An 18,006-nucleotide genomic window follows, 5' to 3' on the forward strand; every position below is an offset into this window, starting at 1 on the left:
GTCGGGAGGGGCCGAGGAATGAGTGTGCAGCAGAGCACGGAGTCCGACGACAGCGGTGGGGCGAAGGAGCGGGTGGAGCCGGGCGAACCGGCCGGACCGACCGGGGCTGCCGGCGCTCCAGGGACTCACGAGGCGGACACGGCGGGCGGGGCGGCCGACGTGAACGAGGCGGAGCCGGGTGCGAAGCCCGCGCGGAAGAAGCGTCCGTTCTGGCAGGAGCTGCCGATCCTGCTGGTGATCGCCCTGCTGCTCTCACTCGGCATCAAGACTTTCTTCGTGCAGGCCTTCTCCATCCCCTCCGGTTCGATGGAGAACACCCTCCAGGTCGGCGACCGGGTGCTGGTGGACAAGCTCACCCCGTGGTTCGGCGCCGAGCCGGAGCGCGGCGAGGTGGTGGTCTTCCACGACCCGGGCGGCTGGCTGGAGGGCACGCCGACCCATGACGGCGGGTTCTCGGACACCGTGCAGAAGGTGCTGAGCACCGTCGGGCTGATGCCCTCGGCGGACGAGAAGGACCTGATCAAACGGGTCATCGCGGTCGGCGGGGACACCGTCGAGTGCAACGCGGGCAGCCCGGTGAAGGTGAACGGCGCCGCACTGGACGAGCCCTACCTGTTCCCGGGCGCGACGCCCTGCGACAACGACCCGGTCGGCACCGTCACCGTGCCCAAGGGCAAGCTCTGGGTGATGGGCGACCACCGCAACAACTCACGGGACTCCCGGCCGCACCAGAACCTGACCGGGGACGGCTTCGTCCCGGTGGACGACGTGGTCGGCCGGGCCTTCGTGGTGGCGTGGCCGATCTCCGACTGGTCCGCCCTGCCTGTCCCGGACACCTTCGACAAGGTGCCCTCGGGGGCTGCGGGCGCTCCGGCGGAGGCACCCCCGGCACCGGCCGCGCTCGCGCTCGCCGGCGTCGTCCCGGTCGCGCTGTGGCGCCGTCGCCGGGCCGCGCGCCGGACGGGTTGAGGCGGGGTACGGGCTTCGCCGGAACTCCACCCGCCGTGCTCTACGCGGCTGTAGAGTTCCGGCGACGGGCCGCTACCGGCCGCACCCGGTAGACGGCAGGTGAGCGGCAGGTCCGGGCCCGGGTCGCGACGGGCCGCGCCCGGTACGCGGCGGATCGGACCACATCGGGGCGGGCCGGGGTACGGCCGGAACGGTTCGTACGGGCGGGAGGCGGGATCGTGAGCGAGGGCCGGCACAGCACCGCACCGGCCGTGGACCCGGCCGACACCGACGTCCGGTGGGTCCACCAGCCGGTCGAGGTCGACCTCGGCGACGGCGACTGGGCGCTCGGCCGGATCAGCGGCTGGTGGCAGGACCCGACCGGGCGGCAGTGGTGCCGACTGCGGGTCAGCCGCAGCGGGCAGCCGGCCGGTTGGCGGCCGTTCGATCCCGAGCGGGTGCGGCTGCTGCCGGATTCGGGCCTCTGAGACGGCGGACCGGGGGTCTCCGGACGGCGGACCGGTGGCCTGTGGGACGGCGGACCGGTGGCCTGTGGGGCGGCGGACCGGTGGCCTGTGGGGCGGCGGACCGGGGGTCTTCGGGACGGCGGACCCGGGGCTCCGGGTCGGCGGACCGGCGCCCCGGAGGGCGGACCGGAAAGACCCGGACGGCAGGCGCGATCCTCGGCGGAACCGATCCAGGACCCCTGTCGTCCCTGGGATCGACCGCCGAACAGGCCACACCAGCAACCGGGGACGACGTGAGTTCCGAGATCTACTTCAGCAGCAACTACCGCGACCTCAGCGAGCAGTACGGGACCGGCGCGGGCTTCCAGTTCGAGTTCTACTGCTACCGCTGCTCCGACACCTGGCGCTCGCCGTTCGAGCGGTTCACCACCGGTCAGGTGGCGGGCTGGATCGGCAAGGGCGTCAGCGCGGCCTGGAACCTCATCGGCGGGAACGCCAACACCATCAGCAGCGCCGCCGACGGTCTGGCCGGCCAGACCTGGGGCGGCTCGCGCGACGCGGCCTTCCAGCGCGCGATCGAGAACGCCCGGACGCACTTCAACCGCTGCGCCCGGTGCACCCACTACGTCTGCGGCCGCTGCTTCGACCCGGCCCAGGGCCTGTGCCTCAGCTGCGCCCCGGACACGGCAGCCGAGGCGCTGGCGGCGGAGCGGCGCGGCCTCAACGACATGGTGGCGGACCGCGCCTACCAGGCGGGGCAGCAGTCGGGCGCGGAGTTCGACGTCCGGGCGCCGCGACAACTGGTGTGCCCGCACTGCCAGGCCGAGACGCACGGCACGCCGTTCTGCCCGGGCTGCGGGTCGAGACTGGCGCAGCCCGTGCAGTGCACGCAGTGTCAGAAGGACGTGCCGGAGGGGGCGGCGTTCTGCCCGTCCTGCGGGACCAGGCGCTGAACGCCCTCCGACGGAGACGGCGGGGCGCCCCCTGACCTCGGTCCAGGGGGCGCCCCGCCCTCGTCGTCCACGCGCCCCCCGTGCCCCTCGAGGCGGCCGTGTCCGGGCAGTCGCCGGGCCGGCGGCCGTCGGCTCAGCCGTAGGAGATGTTGGCGCAGGGGTCGTCGTCCGCCGAGCGGGCGGTGCCGCTGACGCTGGTGGGCAGCGGGGCGGGCGAGGCGGGGTTCGTGCCGGGAGCCGAGGACGCGGCGGTGGCCGGGTTGGCGGCGGCGAAGTCGTGGCCGAGCACCACGCTCAGACCCTTGCCGCCGGACTGGAGGGTCGCGCCGGGGAAGAGCTTCGCGATGCCCTCCGCGGCGGTGCGCTCGCCGGCGCCGTACTCGACCACGGTGGTGCTGCGGGCCTTGCCGGTCGCGTTGCCGACGGTGGTCACGGTGTAGCCGGCGCCCTTGACCGTCTCGGCGCCCCTGCCGCCGAGCCCGGACTCGCCGGTGCCGTTGAGCACGGCGACCTTGATGTCGGCGTTCCTGGCGTCGGCGGTGGGGGACGGGGCCGCCGCGCTGGTCGGGCTGCCGGGGGCGGAGGCGTCCGGGGCGTCCGGGCGCTGGGCGCTGGCGTCCTGGCCGTCGATGGTGCGGTCGGCCTTGAGCGCGGCCCAGAGCTGGTCCACGTCCGGGTGGACCAGGGCGACCCGGGGGCCCTCGTACCGCCACGGCGCGGTGATGAACTTGATGTCGTGCAGGTCCACGTCCTTGAGGGACAGGGCGAAGGACATCAGTTGGGCGGCCGAGCCGAGGCCGGGGTCGACGGTCAGCGACTTGGTCGCCGCGTCGGCCAGCGGCAGCAGGGTGGTCGGGTTCATCCCCTGCGACTTGACCTGCTTGATGAGGGAGGAGAGGAAGGCCTGCTGGCGCTTGGTGCGGCCGATGTCGGAGCCGTCGCCGATGCCGTGGCGGATCCGGACGTAGTCCAGCGCGGCCTGCCCCTCGACCTTCTGCTCGCCCTTGGAGAAGATCAGCTTGCCCTTCTTGCCGAGGTTCGGGTTGAGGTCCCCCTCGTGGATGTCGTTGGGCAGGCAGACGTCGACGCCGCCGACGGCCTTGGTCATGGTGGCGAAGCCGTTGAAGTCCACCACGATGGTGTGGTCGACCCGCAGGTTGGTGAGCTTCTCGACGGCGTTCTGGGTGCAGGCCGGATTGCCCTGCTCGGTGTTGCCCACCGAGAAGGCGCTGTTGAACATGACGTTGGTCTGCTCCTTGGTCCACTTGCCGTTCGGGAGCTTGCACGGCGGGATGGTGACCAGGGAGTCGCGGGGGATGGAGATGCCGACGGCGTGCTTGTGGTCGGCGTAGACGTGCAACAGGATCGCGGTGTCGGAGCGGGCGCCGGCGTCCCCGCCGCCGCCCAGGTCGCTGTTGCCGTTGCCGCGGCTGTCGGAGCCGATCATCAGGACGTTCACCGGGGTGCGGCCCTGGGCGTCCGGGGCGGCGGCCTCCGGGCGGTCCTTGCTGAGGGCGTCGCCGTCGAAGGTGGTGATGTTGCCGTTCAGGCGGTAGTAGAGGGCGCCGCCGCCGAGCAGGAGGAGGGCGGTGCAGCCGGCGGTGATCCAGAGCACCTTCTCCTTGGTGCTCCGTCTGCGCTTGGGCTTGGCCCGGCTCGCGCGGCGCTCGTCCGGTATGTCCTTGTTCGGGGTGCCCCTGCGGCCTGCGGCCCGGTGTCCGGAGGGGCGGTTCGGTGAATTCTCGGTTTCGGGGGAACCCCTGCGACCCGACACGGCGTCATCCTCCACAGTTGCCACGAAACCCCCGTTGGAGCGGTGGATTCGCGTGGCCCGGGGTCGAAGCCGATCCGGGCGGGCCCGTCGCTAAACTTTTACACCGCTGTAGAACGTCAGAGGAGCATACTAAGCGCAGATGAGGAAATCACTGGTCAGGCCGCGAGAGTTGGCCGGCCGTGGCTCATCCCGCTGCTCCGGACCCGTACGAGGAGCACGATGACTCACCGGATCGCACCTTCGATAGCCGGCGCCCTCGTGGCACTGCTGGCTGCCGTGGGCCTGAGCGCCGCGGCGTCGAGCGGGACGGCGGTGGCCGCACCCCGGACCGCCGCGGCCGCGACCGCCGCCACCGCGCAGGGCCCGTCCGCGCAGGCCCCGGTCGGGGCGCCGGCCGGGCAGGCCTCCGCCGGGCAGGCCGCGGTGGCGCAGGGCGAGGTGGCGCACGACCCGGCGGCGCACCTCGCGGCCAAGCAGGAGAAGAAGAAGTCGGGCTTCTTCGCCAAGCTCGGCAAGTTCCTGCTGGTGGTGGTCATCCTGATCATCCTGTTCGTGATCCTGCTGATCTGGGCCATCGTCCACCTGGCCAAGCGGATCTTCGGCCGCCGCCGCTGACCGGCCGAGCCGCAGTGGCCCTGGTCCGGGCGCCCACGGGCGTCGGACCAGGGCCACCTCGCTGTGATTGGCCCTTTACGGTCGGCGACGGCCCGGTCCACGATGACCGCATGAGCGACTCCCACCCGAACCCCGGCGTCCTCCGCCCGGAGAGCCGGATCGTCCATCCGCCGATCACCGAGGTCGTCGGCAGCCGCCCGCTCGGCGTCCCGCTGCACCAGGGCCACCTGTTCGCCTTCGACAGCGGTGACGCGCTCGTGGAGGCCTTCAGCGGGCCGAGCGAGGCGTTCTTCTACAACCGCTTCGGCAACCCCACCGTGCGCTCGCTGGAAGCCGCCGTCGCCGACCTCGAAGGCGGCGCCGGCGCGATCGCCACCGCCTCCGGCATGGGGGCGATCAACACGGTGCTGCTCGCCCTGCTGCGCTCCGGCGGCCACGTGATCGCCCAACGCAGCCTGTACGGGGGCACCTTCGCGATGCTGGCCGACCTCGCGGAGCGGTGGGGCGTCGAGGTGACGCACGTCACGGGCGACGACCCGGGCGAGGTCGAAGCGGCTCTGCGACCCAACACCCGGCTGCTGCACCTGGAGACGGTCTCCAACCCCACCACCCGGGTCACGGACCTGCCGGGGCTGATCGCGGCCGCCAAGCGGGCGGGCGTGGTGAGCGTCGTCGACAACACCTTCGCGACCCCGCTGCTGTGCCGACCGATCGAGCACGGCGCGGACGTGGTGATCCACTCGGCCACCAAGTACCTCGCCGGCCACTCGGACGTCCTGGCCGGGATCGCCGTCTTCGCCGACGCCGGACTGCACCGCGAGGTCTGGCAGTACGCGACCGAACTGGGCGCCAGCGCCGACCCGTTCGCCGCCTGGCTGACCCTGCGCGGCCTGCAGACCCTCGCCCTGCGGGTCCGCCGCCACTGCGACACCGCCCTCGACCTGGCCACCCGTCTGGCCGCCCACCCGGCGGTCTCCGCCGTCCACTACCCGGGCCTGCCGACCCACCCCGACCACGACCTCGCCCGCCGCCTCCTGCCGGCCGGCCACGGCGGCGTCCTGGCCTTCGACCTGTCCGGAGGCCGCGAGGCGGCCCGCGCCTTCACCGAGTCGGTACGGCTGGCCTCGCTGGCCCCCTCGCTCGGGGGCGTCCACACCCTGGTGCTGCACCCGGCCAGCACCTCGCACCGGCAGCTCTCCGACGCCGGATTGGCGGCGGCGGGCATCGGTCCGGGGACGGTCCGGGTCTCGGTGGGCATCGAACACCCGGAGGATCTGTGGACGGACCTGCGGCAGGCGCTCGCGAAGCTGTAGCGGCTGTCGGCCGTCCGGGCGGCGGCCCCGGCGACCGCCCCGGCGGCCCTCCGGCCCGGCGTGATCAGCGTGCCCGGGGGCGGGCGGCGAGCAGGGCGATGTCGTCCTCGGCGGCGGGCGCCGGGGGCGGGGCGAGGGCGTGCAGGACGGCGTCGAGCAGGTCGTCGAGTTCGCCGGTGACGGGGAGGCGGAGGGCGGCCAGGCGCTCCAGGGAGGTGTCGATGTCCTCGCCGCGGCGCTCGACCAGGCCGTCGGTGTAGAGCAGCAGCGTCTGCCCGGGGACGAGCGGGTGGCTGGACTGCTCGTAGCCGCCGAGGCCGGTGCCGAGCGGCGGGCCGGTGGGGGTGCGCAGCAGTTCGGTGGGGTGGTCCGGGGTGATCAGCGCGGGCGGCAGGTGGCCGGCGCTGGAGAGGGTCCAGCGGCTGCGGCCGGGATCGGCGAGGACCAGCAGGCAGGTCGCCGGGCGGGCGGAATCGTCGGCGGAGATGACGTGGTCCAGCTGGCGCAGGATGCGGTGCGGGGGCAGGTCCATGCCGGCGATGTCGCGCAGCGCGGAGCGGTAGTGGCTCATGTCCACGGCCGCCTCGACGCCGTGCCCCATGACGTCGCCCATCGCGAGCAGGGTGCGCCCGAACGGCAGTCGGACCGTCTCGTACCAGTCGCCGCCGACGACCGTGGCGCTGCCGGAGGGCAGGTAGCGGGAGGCGAGCGAGAGGTTCTGGTGCGGGTTGCCGGGTTCGCTCAGCAGGGCGCGCTGCAGGGCCAGGGCGATTCCCTGGGAGTGGGCGTAGCGGCGGGCGTTGTCGATGCCGGTCGCGGCCCGCGCGGCGAGGTCGCCGAGCAGGGCGGCGTCGTCGGGGGTGAAGGCCGCGGTGGCGGCGGTCCGGCCGAGGGTGAGCAGTCCGACCAGGCGCCCCCGGGCGACGAGCGGGAGGACGAGCAGCGAGGCGGTGCCGGCGGGGCAGGCGTCCTCGGCGCCGGGCTCGGCGAGCACGGCGGTGCCGGTCGCCAGACCGCGGGCGGCCGCGGATCCCTCGCGGTGGCGGACGGACTCACCGGGGCGGGCCAGTTCCGCGACCGCGTCGGACAGCGCGGGCACGGCCCGTACGGCGGCGCGGTGCAGCCGCCGGCCGTGGTCCTGGCCGGGGCGGGCGGGTTCCGCCTCGGCCGGCACCACGTCGACGGTGGCGACGTCGGCGAATTCGGGCACGGCGAAGGCGGCGAGTTCGGCACAGGTGGTGTCGACGTCGAGGGTGGTGCCGATGCGCTCCGCGGCGGCGTCGAGCAGGGCGAGCCGGGCCCGGGCCCGGTCGAGTTCGCGCAGCCGCGGGTGGGCCGGGTCCGGCTCGGGGGCGGCCAGGACGGCGACGATCACGCCGGTGGTACGTCCGGCGCGGCGCAGCGGGCGGTAGCGCAACCGGAGGCCGGGCGGGACGGGGGCGCCGGCGCCCTCGGGGCCTCCGGTGACCTGTTCGCGGTCCTGCCCCTCGGCGAGCACGCGGTGCAGGGTCGCGGTGGCTCCGGCGAAGGCGGTGGTCCCGGCGGTGCGACCGAGCAGGTCGGTGCGGTGCAGTCCGGTGGCGGCCGTGAAGGCGGGGTTGAGGTACTGCCACCGCAGCGTCCGGTCGAGCAGGGCGAGGCCGACCGGGGCGGCGTCGAGCAGCTCGCCCGGCAGGTCCGGATCGTCATCGGCGCGGTCACCCTCGGCGGCGGCGTCGGGACCAGGGGCGGCCCCCGCGGCTGCCGCCGCGGGAAACCGGGCGTCCGGGGCTGCGGGAGGAGGGTCCTCGGCTCGCTTGTCGTGCCGGAAGTGCATACGGCCATGATCACGCCTCGGCGCGCGGCACGCCCGGGAGTGGGTGAAATCGTGACCGGCGGGCAGGCGGGCAGGCGGGCAGGCGGGCAGGCGGGCAGGCGGTGCGGTGCGGAGGGGGGCCGGTCCGTGAGTCCGGGAGCAGTTGCGTGCATGCGCACACACTTGTAGGGTGCGTGTGCGCACACACAAATTTTTTCCGGGCCCGGGGCGGCCGCCCGGACAGCAGAAGGAGAGCTCCCCATGGACAGCAGCACCAGGATCGTTCTGATCACCGGCACCTCCTCCGGGATCGGCCTCGCCACCGCCGTGGCCGCCGCCCGCGCCGGGAGCCGGGTGGTCGCCACCATGCGGGACACCGGACGGGCCGGGACCCTGCTGCGCGCGGCGGAGCAGGCGGGCGTGGCCGAGCGGATCGAGGTCGAGCGGCTGGACGTCACCGACCCGTCCTCCGTCGCCGACTGCCTGGCGACCGTCCTCGACCGGCACGGGCGGCTGGACGCGGTGGTCAACAACGCCGGGGCGGGCGTCGTCGGCACCATCGAGCAGGACGGCCTGGCGCCGGTGCGTGCCGCCATGGAGGTCAACTACTTCGGCGTGGTCGAGGTGACCAGGGCCGCGATGCCCCACCTGCGCGCCAGCGGCGGCCGGCTGGTCACCGTGACCAGCGTCGGCGGTGTGGTCGGGCAGCCCTTCAACGAGGCCTACTGCGCAGCCAAGTTCGCCGTCGAGGGCTTCATGGAGTCGCTGGCGCCGGTCGCGGCCAGCGTGGGCGTCACCGTCACCGTCGTCGAACCGGGCGCGGTGGCCAGCGAGTTCGTCGGCAACCAGGGCATCGACGTGCCCGCGCTGATCGCCGCCGCCGGGCCGTACGGCCCGGCGCTGAACGCGTACATCGACCGCGCGCGGAAGGCCTTCGGCAGCGCCCAGACCTCCGAGGAGGCGGCCGAGCCGATCGTCGCGGCGCTCACCGCCGACAAGCCGCCGTTCCGGGTGCAGACCTCCGAGACGGCCCGGGCCTTCGTCGCCACCAAGCTGGCGGACCTGGACGGTTCGGCGGTGCAGGGCGTGACGGCCGGCTGGATCGGGGCGGAGGGCGCCTGACGCCGGGTCGGCCGGGGTGGGGTCACCCTGCCGCCGGGCCGGCCGGACTCCGGGCCGGCCGGACTCCGGCCCGGGCGACGGCCGGTGCGGGCGGTGGTCCGGGGCGGGGTGCGGGCCGTCGTCGGGTGGGATCCGTGGTCGGCGGGGGTGGGGTCGGCCGGCGCGGGATGATCACCGGTCATACTGGGGCGGCGGCGCCCGACACCGGGCGCCGCGGGTCGTGCCAGGCCCGCCGACCGACACCCGCGGGCGCCGGACGGTCCGCAGCGGACCCAGCAGCGGACCGCCGGCGCCGGACCGCCCGCACCCCGACCGGAGGGAACCGATGAGCCGCCACCAGCCGACCAGTCACCCGGCGGCGGGCGCCCCCGGGGTGCCGTGGAACCGGCAGCGGCTGCGCAGCAACAACGAGTGGCTGCTCCTGGAGCTGCTGCGCACCGGCGGCGGTTCCTCCCGGGCCCAACTGGCCCGGGACACCGGGCTCTCCAAGCCCACCGTCTCCGCCGCGCTGGCCGAGCTGGAGCGGGCCGGGCTGGTCCGCGAGGCCGGGCGGCTGGCGCCCGAGCGGGGCCGCACCGCCGTGCTGTACGAGGCCGATCCGACGGCCGGGTACGTGCTCGGGGTGGACATCGGCCGGGCCCGGCTCCGGGTGGCGGTCGCGGACCTCGGCGGTGCGGTCGTCGCCCGCCGGGACGTGGCCAACCGCGGCCGCAGTGCCGACGCCGTCGCGGACGCCGTGGTGGCCGCAGCGCGCGAGGCGATCGCCGAGGCGGGTCTGGCGGCCTCCGACATCGTGCACGCGGTGATCGGCACCCCGGGCGTGTGGGACGAGGAACTGCGCGGCGTCCGGTACGCCACCAGCCTGCCCGACTGGGGCCGGCCCGGGCTGTTCGACCGGATCGGGGAGGGGCTGGGCGCGGCCGTCACGGTGGCCAACGACGCCAACCTCGCCGCCCTCGGCGAGTTCACCCTCGGCGCCGGGCGCGGCAGCCGGATGTTCGCCTACCTGCTGGTCGGCACCGGGCTCGGGGTCGGCGTGGTCAAGGACGGCGAACTGCTGCTCGGTGCGCACGGGGCGCTGGGCGAGATCGGCCTGGTGCCGCTGCCCGACCGCGCCGGCGAGCCGGCCGCGACGATCGAACAGGAGGCCGCTGCCGAGGCCGTGGTGCGCGCCGCCCGGGACTTCGGGCTGTCCGGCACCGGCGGGCGGCGGTTGACCGCCAAGCAGGTCTTCGGCCGGGCCCGGGCCGGGGAGGAGGCGGCCGTCCGGGCGGTGGAGCAGGAGGCGGAGCGACTCGCCTACGCCGTCGCCGTGCTGTCGGCGGTCCTCGATCCGGACCTGGTGGTGCTCGGCGGGGGCATCGGCAGCAGTGCGGACCTGCTGCTGGCGCCGCTGGAGCGGGCCCTGCACCGGCTCGCTCCGATGCGTCCGACGCTGGCGCCGAGCCTCCTCGGGGAGGAGGCGGTGCTCCTCGGGGCGGTCTCCACCGCCTTGGAGACCGCCCGGCCGGAGGTGTTCGAGCGCCGGACGGCCGGGCTGGGCTGACGGGGCCGGGCTGGGCTGACGGGCGGGGGCTGACGGCCGGGCCGGATCGTCGGCCGAACCGGGTTGACGGCGGGTCAGGGTGACGGGGGGTCGGGCTGGACGACCGAAGTGGGGCCCGTGAGGGGTTTCCGGCGGCGGTGCGGTTTTTCCGCGGTGCTCGGAGAAATCCGGTAATATCGGCGCATTTACCACTCGTTCGGGTGGTGCTAATGGGTGACGCGTGTGCGCACCGCGGCATCGGGAATCAACCGTGCGGTTCGTCAGGATCATGAAGATCCTGTACGAACCATCCTGCTCCCGGAAGAAGACGGCGGGAAAGCGATGCAGCCCAACACGCTCGACGACATCGTCAATTCCATCAAGAAGGGCGAGCCGGTCATCCTCGTCCACAAGGCCACCGGTGGCTACGCCAGGCGCGACGGGGACCTGCAGATCGTCGCCACCCCCATCAGCGGCAGCGACGGCCTGGTCAAGGCCCACGCCCACTACCTGCGCATGGACCTGGGTGCGCAGCACAACGGAAACAACCTGTACACGTTCCAGAGCCTCCAGGTGGACGCCCAGGGGCACCCGGTGGACAGTAATCCGGTCATGCTGAGCGCCAATCCCGGCGACATCAGCGGGGGAATCGTCTGGGCCCGCCAGAAGAAGATCGAGGACGACCCGGCCGACAGGGAAGCCAAGGCCCAGTACTGGTACGTCATCCCGCAGGAATGCGGCGGCTACGCCATTCTCTCCTACCTCGACCCGGTGTGGGCGCTGGGGCTGATGGACAAGTCCGACAAGCTTCCGTCCTGCGGGCGTCCGGTCCAGACGATCTACGCGGTGATCCCCGTGCTCTGCCGCTGGGACATCGTCGCCCCCAAGCCGGACAAGGAATGCATCCGCAACGACAAGATCCCCCAGGTCTGACCCGCCAGGACGCCCCGGCCTCCGGGTCGGGGGGGTGAAGGCCCGCGCCGTGTCCCGCACGCTCCTCCCGGAAGCGTGCGGGACACGCGCGTTGCGGGCACCTGCGGGACACGGGCCCACCCCTGGCCGTGTCGCGAGGGCCGCCGCCGGCCGGTCTCGGCGACCGGAGCGCCCCTCGGGGGCCGGTGAACGTCGCTCTCGGTGGGCGGAAGGTCTCGATCCGCCAACGAGTGGGGGAACCGTGGGCGCGGTGTGTCCGGGGTCTGCTTGAATCGCACGCCTCATCCAAACGGAACGGAGCGTGCTCCCCCCATGCCCTCACGGATACCCGGTCGGCGCCGGGCGGCCGGCCTGGCCGGATTCGCCGGACTCGTCCTCACCATCGGCCTGGCGCTGACCGGTTGCGACCCGTCGGCTGACGGCGGTACCAAGACCTCGTCCTCGCCGACCGTCGCCGCCCCCACCACGACGGTCGCGTCGGTCACGGCTGCGCCGGCGGCTCCGACCCAGCCGGCGGCCACCACGGAGGCCGCGCCCGCAGCCGCGCCGACCGCGACCGCCCCGGCGGCGGCCCCGCCCAGCCACCCGCAGTCGGCTCCGCCCAAGGCGCCGCAGCCGAAGGCGACCACCGCCCAGCCGCCGGCCGACACGGATCCGCAGCACACCGCGGCGGCGGGCGGCTCGCAGTGCGAGATCCGGTCCAACGCCGGCAACTGCTACGCGGCCGGCCAGTTCTGCCGCAACGACGACCTGGGGAAGAGCACCCACGACGCCAACGGCCGGGTGATCTACTGCCGGATGGTCAGCGGCAAACCGCACTGGCAGGCCTGAGCCGGCCTACCGCCGTCCGGGCCCGGCTCAACCGGCTCAACCGGGCAGGGTGTCCCAGAACAGGTGCTCGTAGGCCTGGAGCAGCAGACCGTACTCGCGGGCCGTGGACAGGGTCCGTCCGTCCAGCGGGTCGGGCCCGAGGGCGTCGGCGGCCTGCTGCTCCAGTGCGGTCGCGGGCTGGGCGAAGAAGTCGAAGAACGCGCAGGCCTCGTCGGTGAGGCCGTAGTGGTGGCGCAGGGCGTGTGCGACGGTGGCGCAGTAGCCGCCCCACGCCGCGAAGTTGGCCACCAGGGCGGCGGCTCCGGCGGCCGGGGCGCTGTTCAGGGCGAGCCACGCCAGGTACGCGGGGTAGGCCTGGCAGCCGGGCAGCGGCGGCCGGGCCGCCGCCGACGGCTCGTCCAGGCCGCAGGCCGCGGCCAGGGCGGGCAGGGTGCGCAGTGCGGCGCTCTCACCCTCGGCCATGGTGGCGAACCAGGCGCCGAGCGGCCGGTCGGCGCAGCGGGTGGCGAGCAGCAGGAGGCTGCGCCGGTCGGAGGTGATGATCCGGCGCTGCTGGGCGGCGAGTTCGCCCACCGCCGTGAGCGGGGCCGCACCCTCGGCGAGTGCCGTGACCAGCGCGGGCGTGGTGTCGCCGGGTGCCAGGTCTGCGCGCAGCCGCTGGATCTGGTCGAGGATCGGGTGGTTCACCGGTGCCTCCGGGGTGCGGTTCGGTCCGGTGCCCATTCCTACCGCCTGGCGGCGCCCGGGCGGCGGCGACAGGCCGGGCGTGGTTCCGGGGCCCTGGCGGCGCGAGGCCACGTCCGCTCGTTCGGAAGCGCTTCCGGTCAGCGCCGGGCACTGTCGCCGAGCTGCTCCACGCAGACCGCCCAGGCGGCCTCGGGCAGCAAGTGCCGGACGCGGGAGAAGAGTTCGTAGAGACCCGGCTCGTAGCGGTCGGCCAACTCGGCGTTGTGGGCGAGCACGTCCAGTTCGTTGGCGGCCGTGATGGCCAGGAAGGCGCGCAGGTCCTCCTCCGGGGGGAGGTGGTCGTTCCCGGTGAACCGGTCGTGGAACAGCGGCCGTTCGTCCCGGCCCAGGCGCGGGTAGACGGCGGTCCGGTCGCAGCTGGCGTACAGGTAGACGAGCGCCTCGGCGCGGTCACCGACGAGTTCGGCCAGGGCCGCCCGCTCGTCCAGGCCGAGCAGGGCGCCGTCGAACCCGTCGGTCCCGTACGCGGCGTGGCAGAGTCCGGCGGCCTGGACGGCGGAGTCGGTGCCCCACTGCGCCAACAGGGCCGCCACCCGGGCGAGGTGCGCCAGCAGCGTACCGCCCGGGTGCGGGATCCGGTCGGCGTCGTGGGCGCGCAGGAAGTCCTCGATGTGGCTCCATGCCGGAGCGTTGCTGGGGTGGTCGGCTGACGTCACCCCAGGAGTTCTACCCGTGGGGTCAGCCGACCCGCAACCCGGATGCGGACATCGAGCCGGAGGACCCGCTCAGGCCAGTTCGCGCACCAGCCGGGCGATGGTCGGGGTGCGGACGCCGTGCGTTTCGGCGGCTCGCAGTACGGCGCCACCGATCGCGTCGAGCTCGGTCGGGCGGCCGGCCTCCACGTCGCGCTGCATCGAGGACTTCATCGTCGCGGGGAGGCGGTCGAAGGCGGCGAGCAGGGCCGCCGTCCCGGCAGGGGCGCCGACCGCCTTCGTGACGGCGGTGATCTCCTCCAGCACCGCCAGGAGTTCGTCCCGGTGCTCGGTGCGGACGACGCCGATCCCGTCGGCGTGCCGGGTGGTCAGCAGGGCGAAGGGGGCGAGGAAGGAGAGCTTGCTCCAGAGCATCGCCGTCTCGTCCTCCCGCACGGCGACGTCCAGCCCGGCGTGCCGCAGCTGCTCCGCGAACTCGTGGACCCTCTCGGCGAACTCCTCGACCGACGCCGTGGATGCGGCCCCGCCGGCCGGCGCGGCGAGTTCGACGACGGCGAAGGGACTGGTGTGCTCGATCCGTCCGGGTGCCGTCCGGGTGGCCTCCACCCGGATCGTCCCCGCGACGACGCGGGCGGCGGGGTAGCGCTCGCGCAGCAGCGCCACGTGGTCGAGGCCGTTGAGCAGCGGGACGACGATCGCGCCGTCGACGGCCTGGGGCGCGATCCTGCCGAGCGCGTCGGTCAGCGCCGTCTCCTTCACCGTCACGAAGACGGCGTCGACCGGCTCGCGCAGCTCCCCTGCCGCCTCCACCCGGGCGGTGAACCGGCCGAACGCGGTGCTGTCGACGTGCAGGCCGTCCCGGTCGAGGACGGCGGCCGTCTCCTCCCCGGCCAGGCAGATGACCCGGTGGCCGTCACGGGCCAGCAGCCCGCCGATCAGGCCGCCGACGCCGCCGGGGCCGAGGACGGCGACGGTGAGGGGGGTGGTGGGCATCGTGACTCCCTGTGCTGAGACGTCGGTCGGGGCGTGGGACGGAGCGTGGGTAAAACGTGGGTCGGGGCGTCGGTTGGGGCGTCGGTTGGGGCGTCGGTTGGGGCGTCTGATGACCGAACGTCCGGGAGCGCAGCGGCATTCCGGGACGCCCGGCCCGGCCGGCCTGTCATGCGTCGGGCCAGGAGGCGGCGCCGCGGCGGCGCTCGCGGGTGGCGCCGTGGAGGGAGACGTAGTCGAAGTGGAAGGGCGGCTGGTGGCGAGGCTTCCGGCCGGGGGACGACCGGGAAGGGCGGCGGTGGGGACGCCGGGAGAGGTGTAGCGGGCCGATCCTCAGGCTGCCGCCCGCGTCCGGGTCGGGCACGGCCAGGCCCTGGGCGCGCAGTGCCTCCACCAACTCGTGCGCGGGCCAGCCCAACAGGTCGATCCCCCGGTAGCCGACCGGGCAGGCGGGGCGGTCGTCGCTCGGGTTCCGGCCGATCGTGACACCCTGCAGACCGTTGCTGTCGCCGTCGCCGTCGCCGCCGCCGTCGCCGCCGTCCGAGGTCAGCGTCACGGACACCCCGGGCAGTTCGAAGCACAGCGACCAGGGGGAGCCGCAGACAAAGGTCGGGCGCACGCCGCCGGGCAGCAGCGCGTGGTGCAGCTCCAGCAGGTCGCGCACCGCCTCCTGGGTGAGCCCGAAGCACAGCTCGGGGAGCGGCGCGGGCAGGCGGACGCCGTGGCCGGGCAGCAGGTCGATGGTCACCGGAACATGGTCCCTCCTCGGGCGGGTGAGGCGCAGCCGATTGTCGAGGCCGGCCGGACCACGGGGGCCGACCCCCCCGTCGACGGCAAGCGGCCGGCCAGGGCACGGGAGACGTGGGTACACCTGCGGGGTTCGGTTTTCCGAACCCCGGATACGGGTGCCAGCACAATCGATCGGCCGGGCGCGGACGCCCAGGATGGGGGCATGGACGGGATGACGGCAGCCGCGGCCACGGCGGCGCGGGACACGGTGGCGGGGATGGGCACGGGGATGGGCACGGGCGAGGGGGCGGTGCCGGGGGCGGCGCTCACCGGCGAGGGCTTGCACCGCGAGTACGGGCGCGGCGCGGCCGTCGTCCGGGCACTGCGCGGAGTGTCCGTGGCCTTCGCGCCGGGGACGTTCACGGCGGTGATGGGGCCCTCCGGTTCGGGGAAGACCACGCTGCTCCACTGCCTCGCGGGGATGGACCGGCCCACCCGGGGCAGCGTCCGCTGGGGCGAGACGGAGGTGTCCCGGCTGCCCGAGCGGCGGCTGGCCGAGCTGCGGCGCCGGCGGGTGGGGTTCGTGTTCCAGTCCTTCAACCTGATGCCCGCGATGACCGCCGCGCAGAACGTGGCACTGCCCGGCCGACTGGCCGGGTGTCCGCCGGAGCGCGCCAGGATCCAGGAGGCGCTCGCCCGGGTCGGCCTGGCCGGGCGGGAGCGGCACCGGCCCGGTGAGCTGTCGGGCGGACAGCAGCAGCGGGTGGCGATCGCCCGCGCCCTGGTCGCCCGGCCGGAGGTGCTCTTCGCCGACGAGCCCACCGGAGCGCTCGACCGCTCGACCGGACACCACATCCTCGGCCTGCTGCGCGCCGGGGTGGACGAGGACGGCCAGACCTGCGTGATGGTGACGCACGATCCGGTGGCCGCCGGCTACGCGGACCGGGTCCTGCTGCTGGCCGACGGCGTGCTGGTGGACGAACTGGTACGGCCGACGGCCGCGCAGGTCGGCGAGCGACTGAGCCGGCTGGGAGGGTGAGGGCGATGAGCGGCTCCGTACCGATGCTGGCTGTCGGTCAGATCCGGCGCCGACCGGCGGCGTTCGCCGGCCTGGCGGCGGCGCTGTTCCTGGCGGTCGCGGCGGTGACGCTGTTCGGCGCGCTGGTCGCCGCCCAGCTCACCGCACCGGCGGCCGTCAGCAGGGCGCCGGTGGCCGGGCCGGGTCTGGTGGTGATAGCCGGGGCGTTCGGCGAGATCGCCGTGCTGGTCGCGCTGTTCGTCGTGGTCAACGCCCTGGGCTTCACCCTCCGCCAGCAGCACCGGGAGCTGGCGCTGCTGCGGACGGTCGCGGCGACGCCCCGGCAGGTCCGGCGGCTGGTGCGGGCCGAGGTCACGGCGACGGTCGTGCTGGCCGCCGTTCCCGGCGCCGCGGCCGGCTCGCTCGGCGCTCGCGCCTTCCTCGCCGCGCTCCAGCGGCGCGGGATGGCGGCGCCGGGCCTGCGGATTCCCGGAACACCGGTGCCGATGCTGATCGCGCTCGCGGTGGCCCTGCTGGTGGGCCTGGCGGCCAGCGCCGTCGCGGCCCGGCGCGTCACCCGTCCCACCCCGGCCGCCGCGCTGACCGACAGCTCGGCCGGACAGGGCCGGACGGGCGTGCTGCGGCTGCTGGCCGGCGCGGCGGTGCTGGCGGGCGGTGTCCTGCTGCTGCGGCTCGCAGCGACCCGACCGGCCGGCGAACTGGACAAGGCCGGGCAGGCGGCCCTGCTGAGCTCGCTGGTGCTCCTGATCGCGACCGCCCTGCTGGGGCCGGCGGCGGCCCGGCTGCTGGCCGCGGTGCTCGCAGCCCCCGTCCGGGCGCTGCTGCCGCGGGCGGGCTGGCTCGCGGACGCCAACCTGCGCGGCTACGCGGCCCGGCTGTCCTCGGCGGTGGTTCCGGTCGCGCTGCTGGTCGGGCTCTCCGCGACGATGCTGATCATGACCAGCACCGCCGAACACGCCGCTCGGTCGACCGGTGTCACGACCAGCGTCACCAAGGCCAGCGACGTCTGGTTGCGCCAGGCGGAACTCGGTCTGCTGGTCTGCTTCGCGGCGGTCTCGACGGTCAACACCCTGGTCGCGCTGACCGCCGACCGGCGTCGGGAGTTCGCGCTGCTGCGGCTGGTCGGGGCGACGCGCAGGCAGGTGCTGTACATGCTCTCCGTGGAGGCGCTCCTGACGACGGCGGTGGGCGTGCTGCTGGGCGGCGCGGTCGCGGGGGCGGCGACGGGCGCGTTCAGCCGGGCGGTCTCGGGGTCGGTGCTCCCGGTCGTGCCGGGCGCGGCCTGTGCCTGGGTGGTGGTGGGAGCGGCGGTGCTCACCGTGCCGGGGATCGTGGGGACGGGCCTGTGGGCGGTCGGCGGGCGTGCGGTGGAGGAGGTGGGCGGGGAACGGGGGTGAGGTGGTCTGGTGCGCCGAGGCGTTGACGGCCGGTCGGCCGGTCGGTCGGGGGGCGCTCGAGGACGCGGGGGTGATCGGGCCGGTCGGCGGGGAGGCCCGCGGAGGCGGGGCGCGGTGATTGGTGGGGTCAGAGACGGCTGGGGGATGCTGGGGCCGGTTGACGAGTGAGTGGTGA

General features: G+C 74.7%; 17 protein-coding genes. 11 read left to right on the forward strand and 6 right to left on the reverse strand.

Annotation, left to right across the window (positions count from 1 at the left end; all coding sequences use genetic code 11):
• Positions 1-18 precede the first annotated feature (18 nt).
• The 3 genes from lepB to ACGF07_RS23530 all read left to right on the forward strand — a co-directional run bounded on the left by lepB (position 19) and on the right by ACGF07_RS23530 (position 2,368).
• Positions 19-969, forward strand: a complete 951-nt coding sequence (lepB, locus tag ACGF07_RS23520; RefSeq protein ID WP_392901743.1) for a signal peptidase I — start codon at positions 19-21, stop codon at positions 967-969.
• Positions 970-1,187: 218 nt separating this feature from the next.
• Positions 1,188-1,436 carry a hypothetical protein gene (locus ACGF07_RS23525; RefSeq protein WP_350741176.1) on the forward strand — a complete coding sequence of 83 codons (249 nt, stop codon included), beginning with the start codon at positions 1,188-1,190 and terminating at the stop codon, positions 1,434-1,436.
• A 272-nt stretch (positions 1,437-1,708) separates the two neighbouring features.
• Positions 1,709-2,368 carry a zinc ribbon domain-containing protein gene (locus tag ACGF07_RS23530; protein WP_392901745.1) on the forward strand — a complete coding sequence of 220 codons (660 nt, stop codon included), beginning with the start codon at positions 1,709-1,711 and terminating at the stop codon, positions 2,366-2,368.
• A gap of 133 nt (positions 2,369-2,501) precedes the next feature.
• Here the strand turns inward: ACGF07_RS23530 and ACGF07_RS23535 are convergent, their stop codons facing one another.
• Positions 2,502-4,142 (reverse strand): LCP family protein, encoded by a 1,641-nt coding sequence (locus ACGF07_RS23535; protein ID WP_392901747.1) that lies wholly within the window; start codon positions 4,140-4,142, stop codon positions 2,502-2,504.
• A 219-nt stretch (positions 4,143-4,361) separates the two neighbouring features.
• Here ACGF07_RS23535 and ACGF07_RS23540 point away from each other — a divergent pair, with 219 nt between their 5' ends.
• Entirely contained in the window at positions 4,362-4,757 is a 396-nt protein-coding gene (locus ACGF07_RS23540; protein WP_392901748.1) for a hypothetical protein, read from the forward strand.
• Positions 4,758-4,867: 110 nt separating this feature from the next.
• Positions 4,868-6,070, forward strand: a complete 1,203-nt coding sequence (locus tag ACGF07_RS23545) for an aminotransferase class I/II-fold pyridoxal phosphate-dependent enzyme (protein WP_350741168.1) — start codon at positions 4,868-4,870, stop codon at positions 6,068-6,070.
• A gap of 64 nt (positions 6,071-6,134) precedes the next feature.
• On the opposite strand, the gene ACGF07_RS23550 is transcribed toward ACGF07_RS23545, so the two are convergent.
• On the reverse strand, positions 6,135-7,886 hold the full coding sequence (locus ACGF07_RS23550; RefSeq protein WP_392901750.1) for a SpoIIE family protein phosphatase: 1,752 nt from the start codon (positions 7,884-7,886) through the stop codon (positions 6,135-6,137).
• Positions 7,887-8,126: 240 nt separating this feature from the next.
• On the opposite strand from ACGF07_RS23550, the gene ACGF07_RS23555 reads away from it, so the two are divergent.
• The 4 genes from ACGF07_RS23555 to ACGF07_RS23570 all read left to right on the forward strand — a co-directional run bounded on the left by ACGF07_RS23555 (position 8,127) and on the right by ACGF07_RS23570 (position 12,276).
• Entirely contained in the window at positions 8,127-8,987 is an 861-nt protein-coding gene (locus ACGF07_RS23555; protein WP_350741164.1) for an SDR family NAD(P)-dependent oxidoreductase, read from the forward strand.
• 325 nt (positions 8,988-9,312) lie between these two features.
• Positions 9,313-10,533 (forward strand): ROK family protein, encoded by a 1,221-nt coding sequence (locus tag ACGF07_RS23560; RefSeq protein ID WP_392901752.1) that lies wholly within the window; start codon positions 9,313-9,315, stop codon positions 10,531-10,533.
• A 321-nt stretch (positions 10,534-10,854) separates the two neighbouring features.
• The gene (locus tag ACGF07_RS23565) at positions 10,855-11,445 is read left to right on the forward strand and encodes a hypothetical protein (protein ID WP_392901754.1); all 591 of its coding nucleotides are present in this window, start codon (positions 10,855-10,857) and stop codon (positions 11,443-11,445) included.
• A gap of 312 nt (positions 11,446-11,757) precedes the next feature.
• A complete protein-coding gene (locus ACGF07_RS23570) occupies positions 11,758-12,276 on the forward strand; it encodes a hypothetical protein (RefSeq protein ID WP_392901756.1) in 519 nt (172 codons plus the stop codon).
• Positions 12,277-12,312: 36 nt separating this feature from the next.
• Here ACGF07_RS23570 and ACGF07_RS23575 read toward each other — a convergent pair whose 3' ends face one another.
• The 4 genes from ACGF07_RS23575 to ACGF07_RS23590 form a co-directional block, all read right to left on the reverse strand.
• Positions 12,313-12,999: a transcriptional regulator gene (locus ACGF07_RS23575; protein ID WP_392901757.1), complete on the reverse strand. Its 687-nt coding sequence runs from the start codon at positions 12,997-12,999 to the stop codon at positions 12,313-12,315.
• Positions 13,000-13,100: 101 nt separating this feature from the next.
• Positions 13,101-13,679, reverse strand: coding sequence for a DUF6817 domain-containing protein (locus ACGF07_RS23580; RefSeq protein WP_392901759.1), 579 nt, complete (start codon positions 13,677-13,679; stop codon positions 13,101-13,103).
• A gap of 69 nt (positions 13,680-13,748) precedes the next feature.
• Positions 13,749-14,669, reverse strand: a complete 921-nt coding sequence (locus ACGF07_RS23585; protein ID WP_392901761.1) for a ketopantoate reductase family protein — start codon at positions 14,667-14,669, stop codon at positions 13,749-13,751.
• Positions 14,670-14,835: 166 nt separating this feature from the next.
• Positions 14,836-15,414, reverse strand: coding sequence for a hypothetical protein (locus tag ACGF07_RS23590; protein ID WP_392901762.1), 579 nt, complete (start codon positions 15,412-15,414; stop codon positions 14,836-14,838).
• 270 nt (positions 15,415-15,684) lie between these two features.
• On the opposite strand from ACGF07_RS23590, the gene ACGF07_RS23595 reads away from it, so the two are divergent.
• Together ACGF07_RS23595 and ACGF07_RS23600 are read left to right on the forward strand one after the other, a co-directional pair.
• A complete protein-coding gene (locus ACGF07_RS23595) occupies positions 15,685-16,434 on the forward strand; it encodes an ABC transporter ATP-binding protein (RefSeq protein ID WP_350741190.1) in 750 nt (249 codons plus the stop codon).
• 5 nt (positions 16,435-16,439) lie between these two features.
• Positions 16,440-17,831, forward strand: coding sequence for an FtsX-like permease family protein (locus ACGF07_RS23600; protein ID WP_392901764.1), 1,392 nt, complete (start codon positions 16,440-16,442; stop codon positions 17,829-17,831).
• The last annotated feature ends 175 nt before the right edge of the window (positions 17,832-18,006 follow it).

The sequence above is a fragment of the Kitasatospora sp. NPDC048194 genome, assembly GCF_043202455.1.
In the GTDB taxonomy this organism is placed as follows: Bacteria; Actinomycetota; Actinomycetes; order Streptomycetales; family Streptomycetaceae; genus Kitasatospora.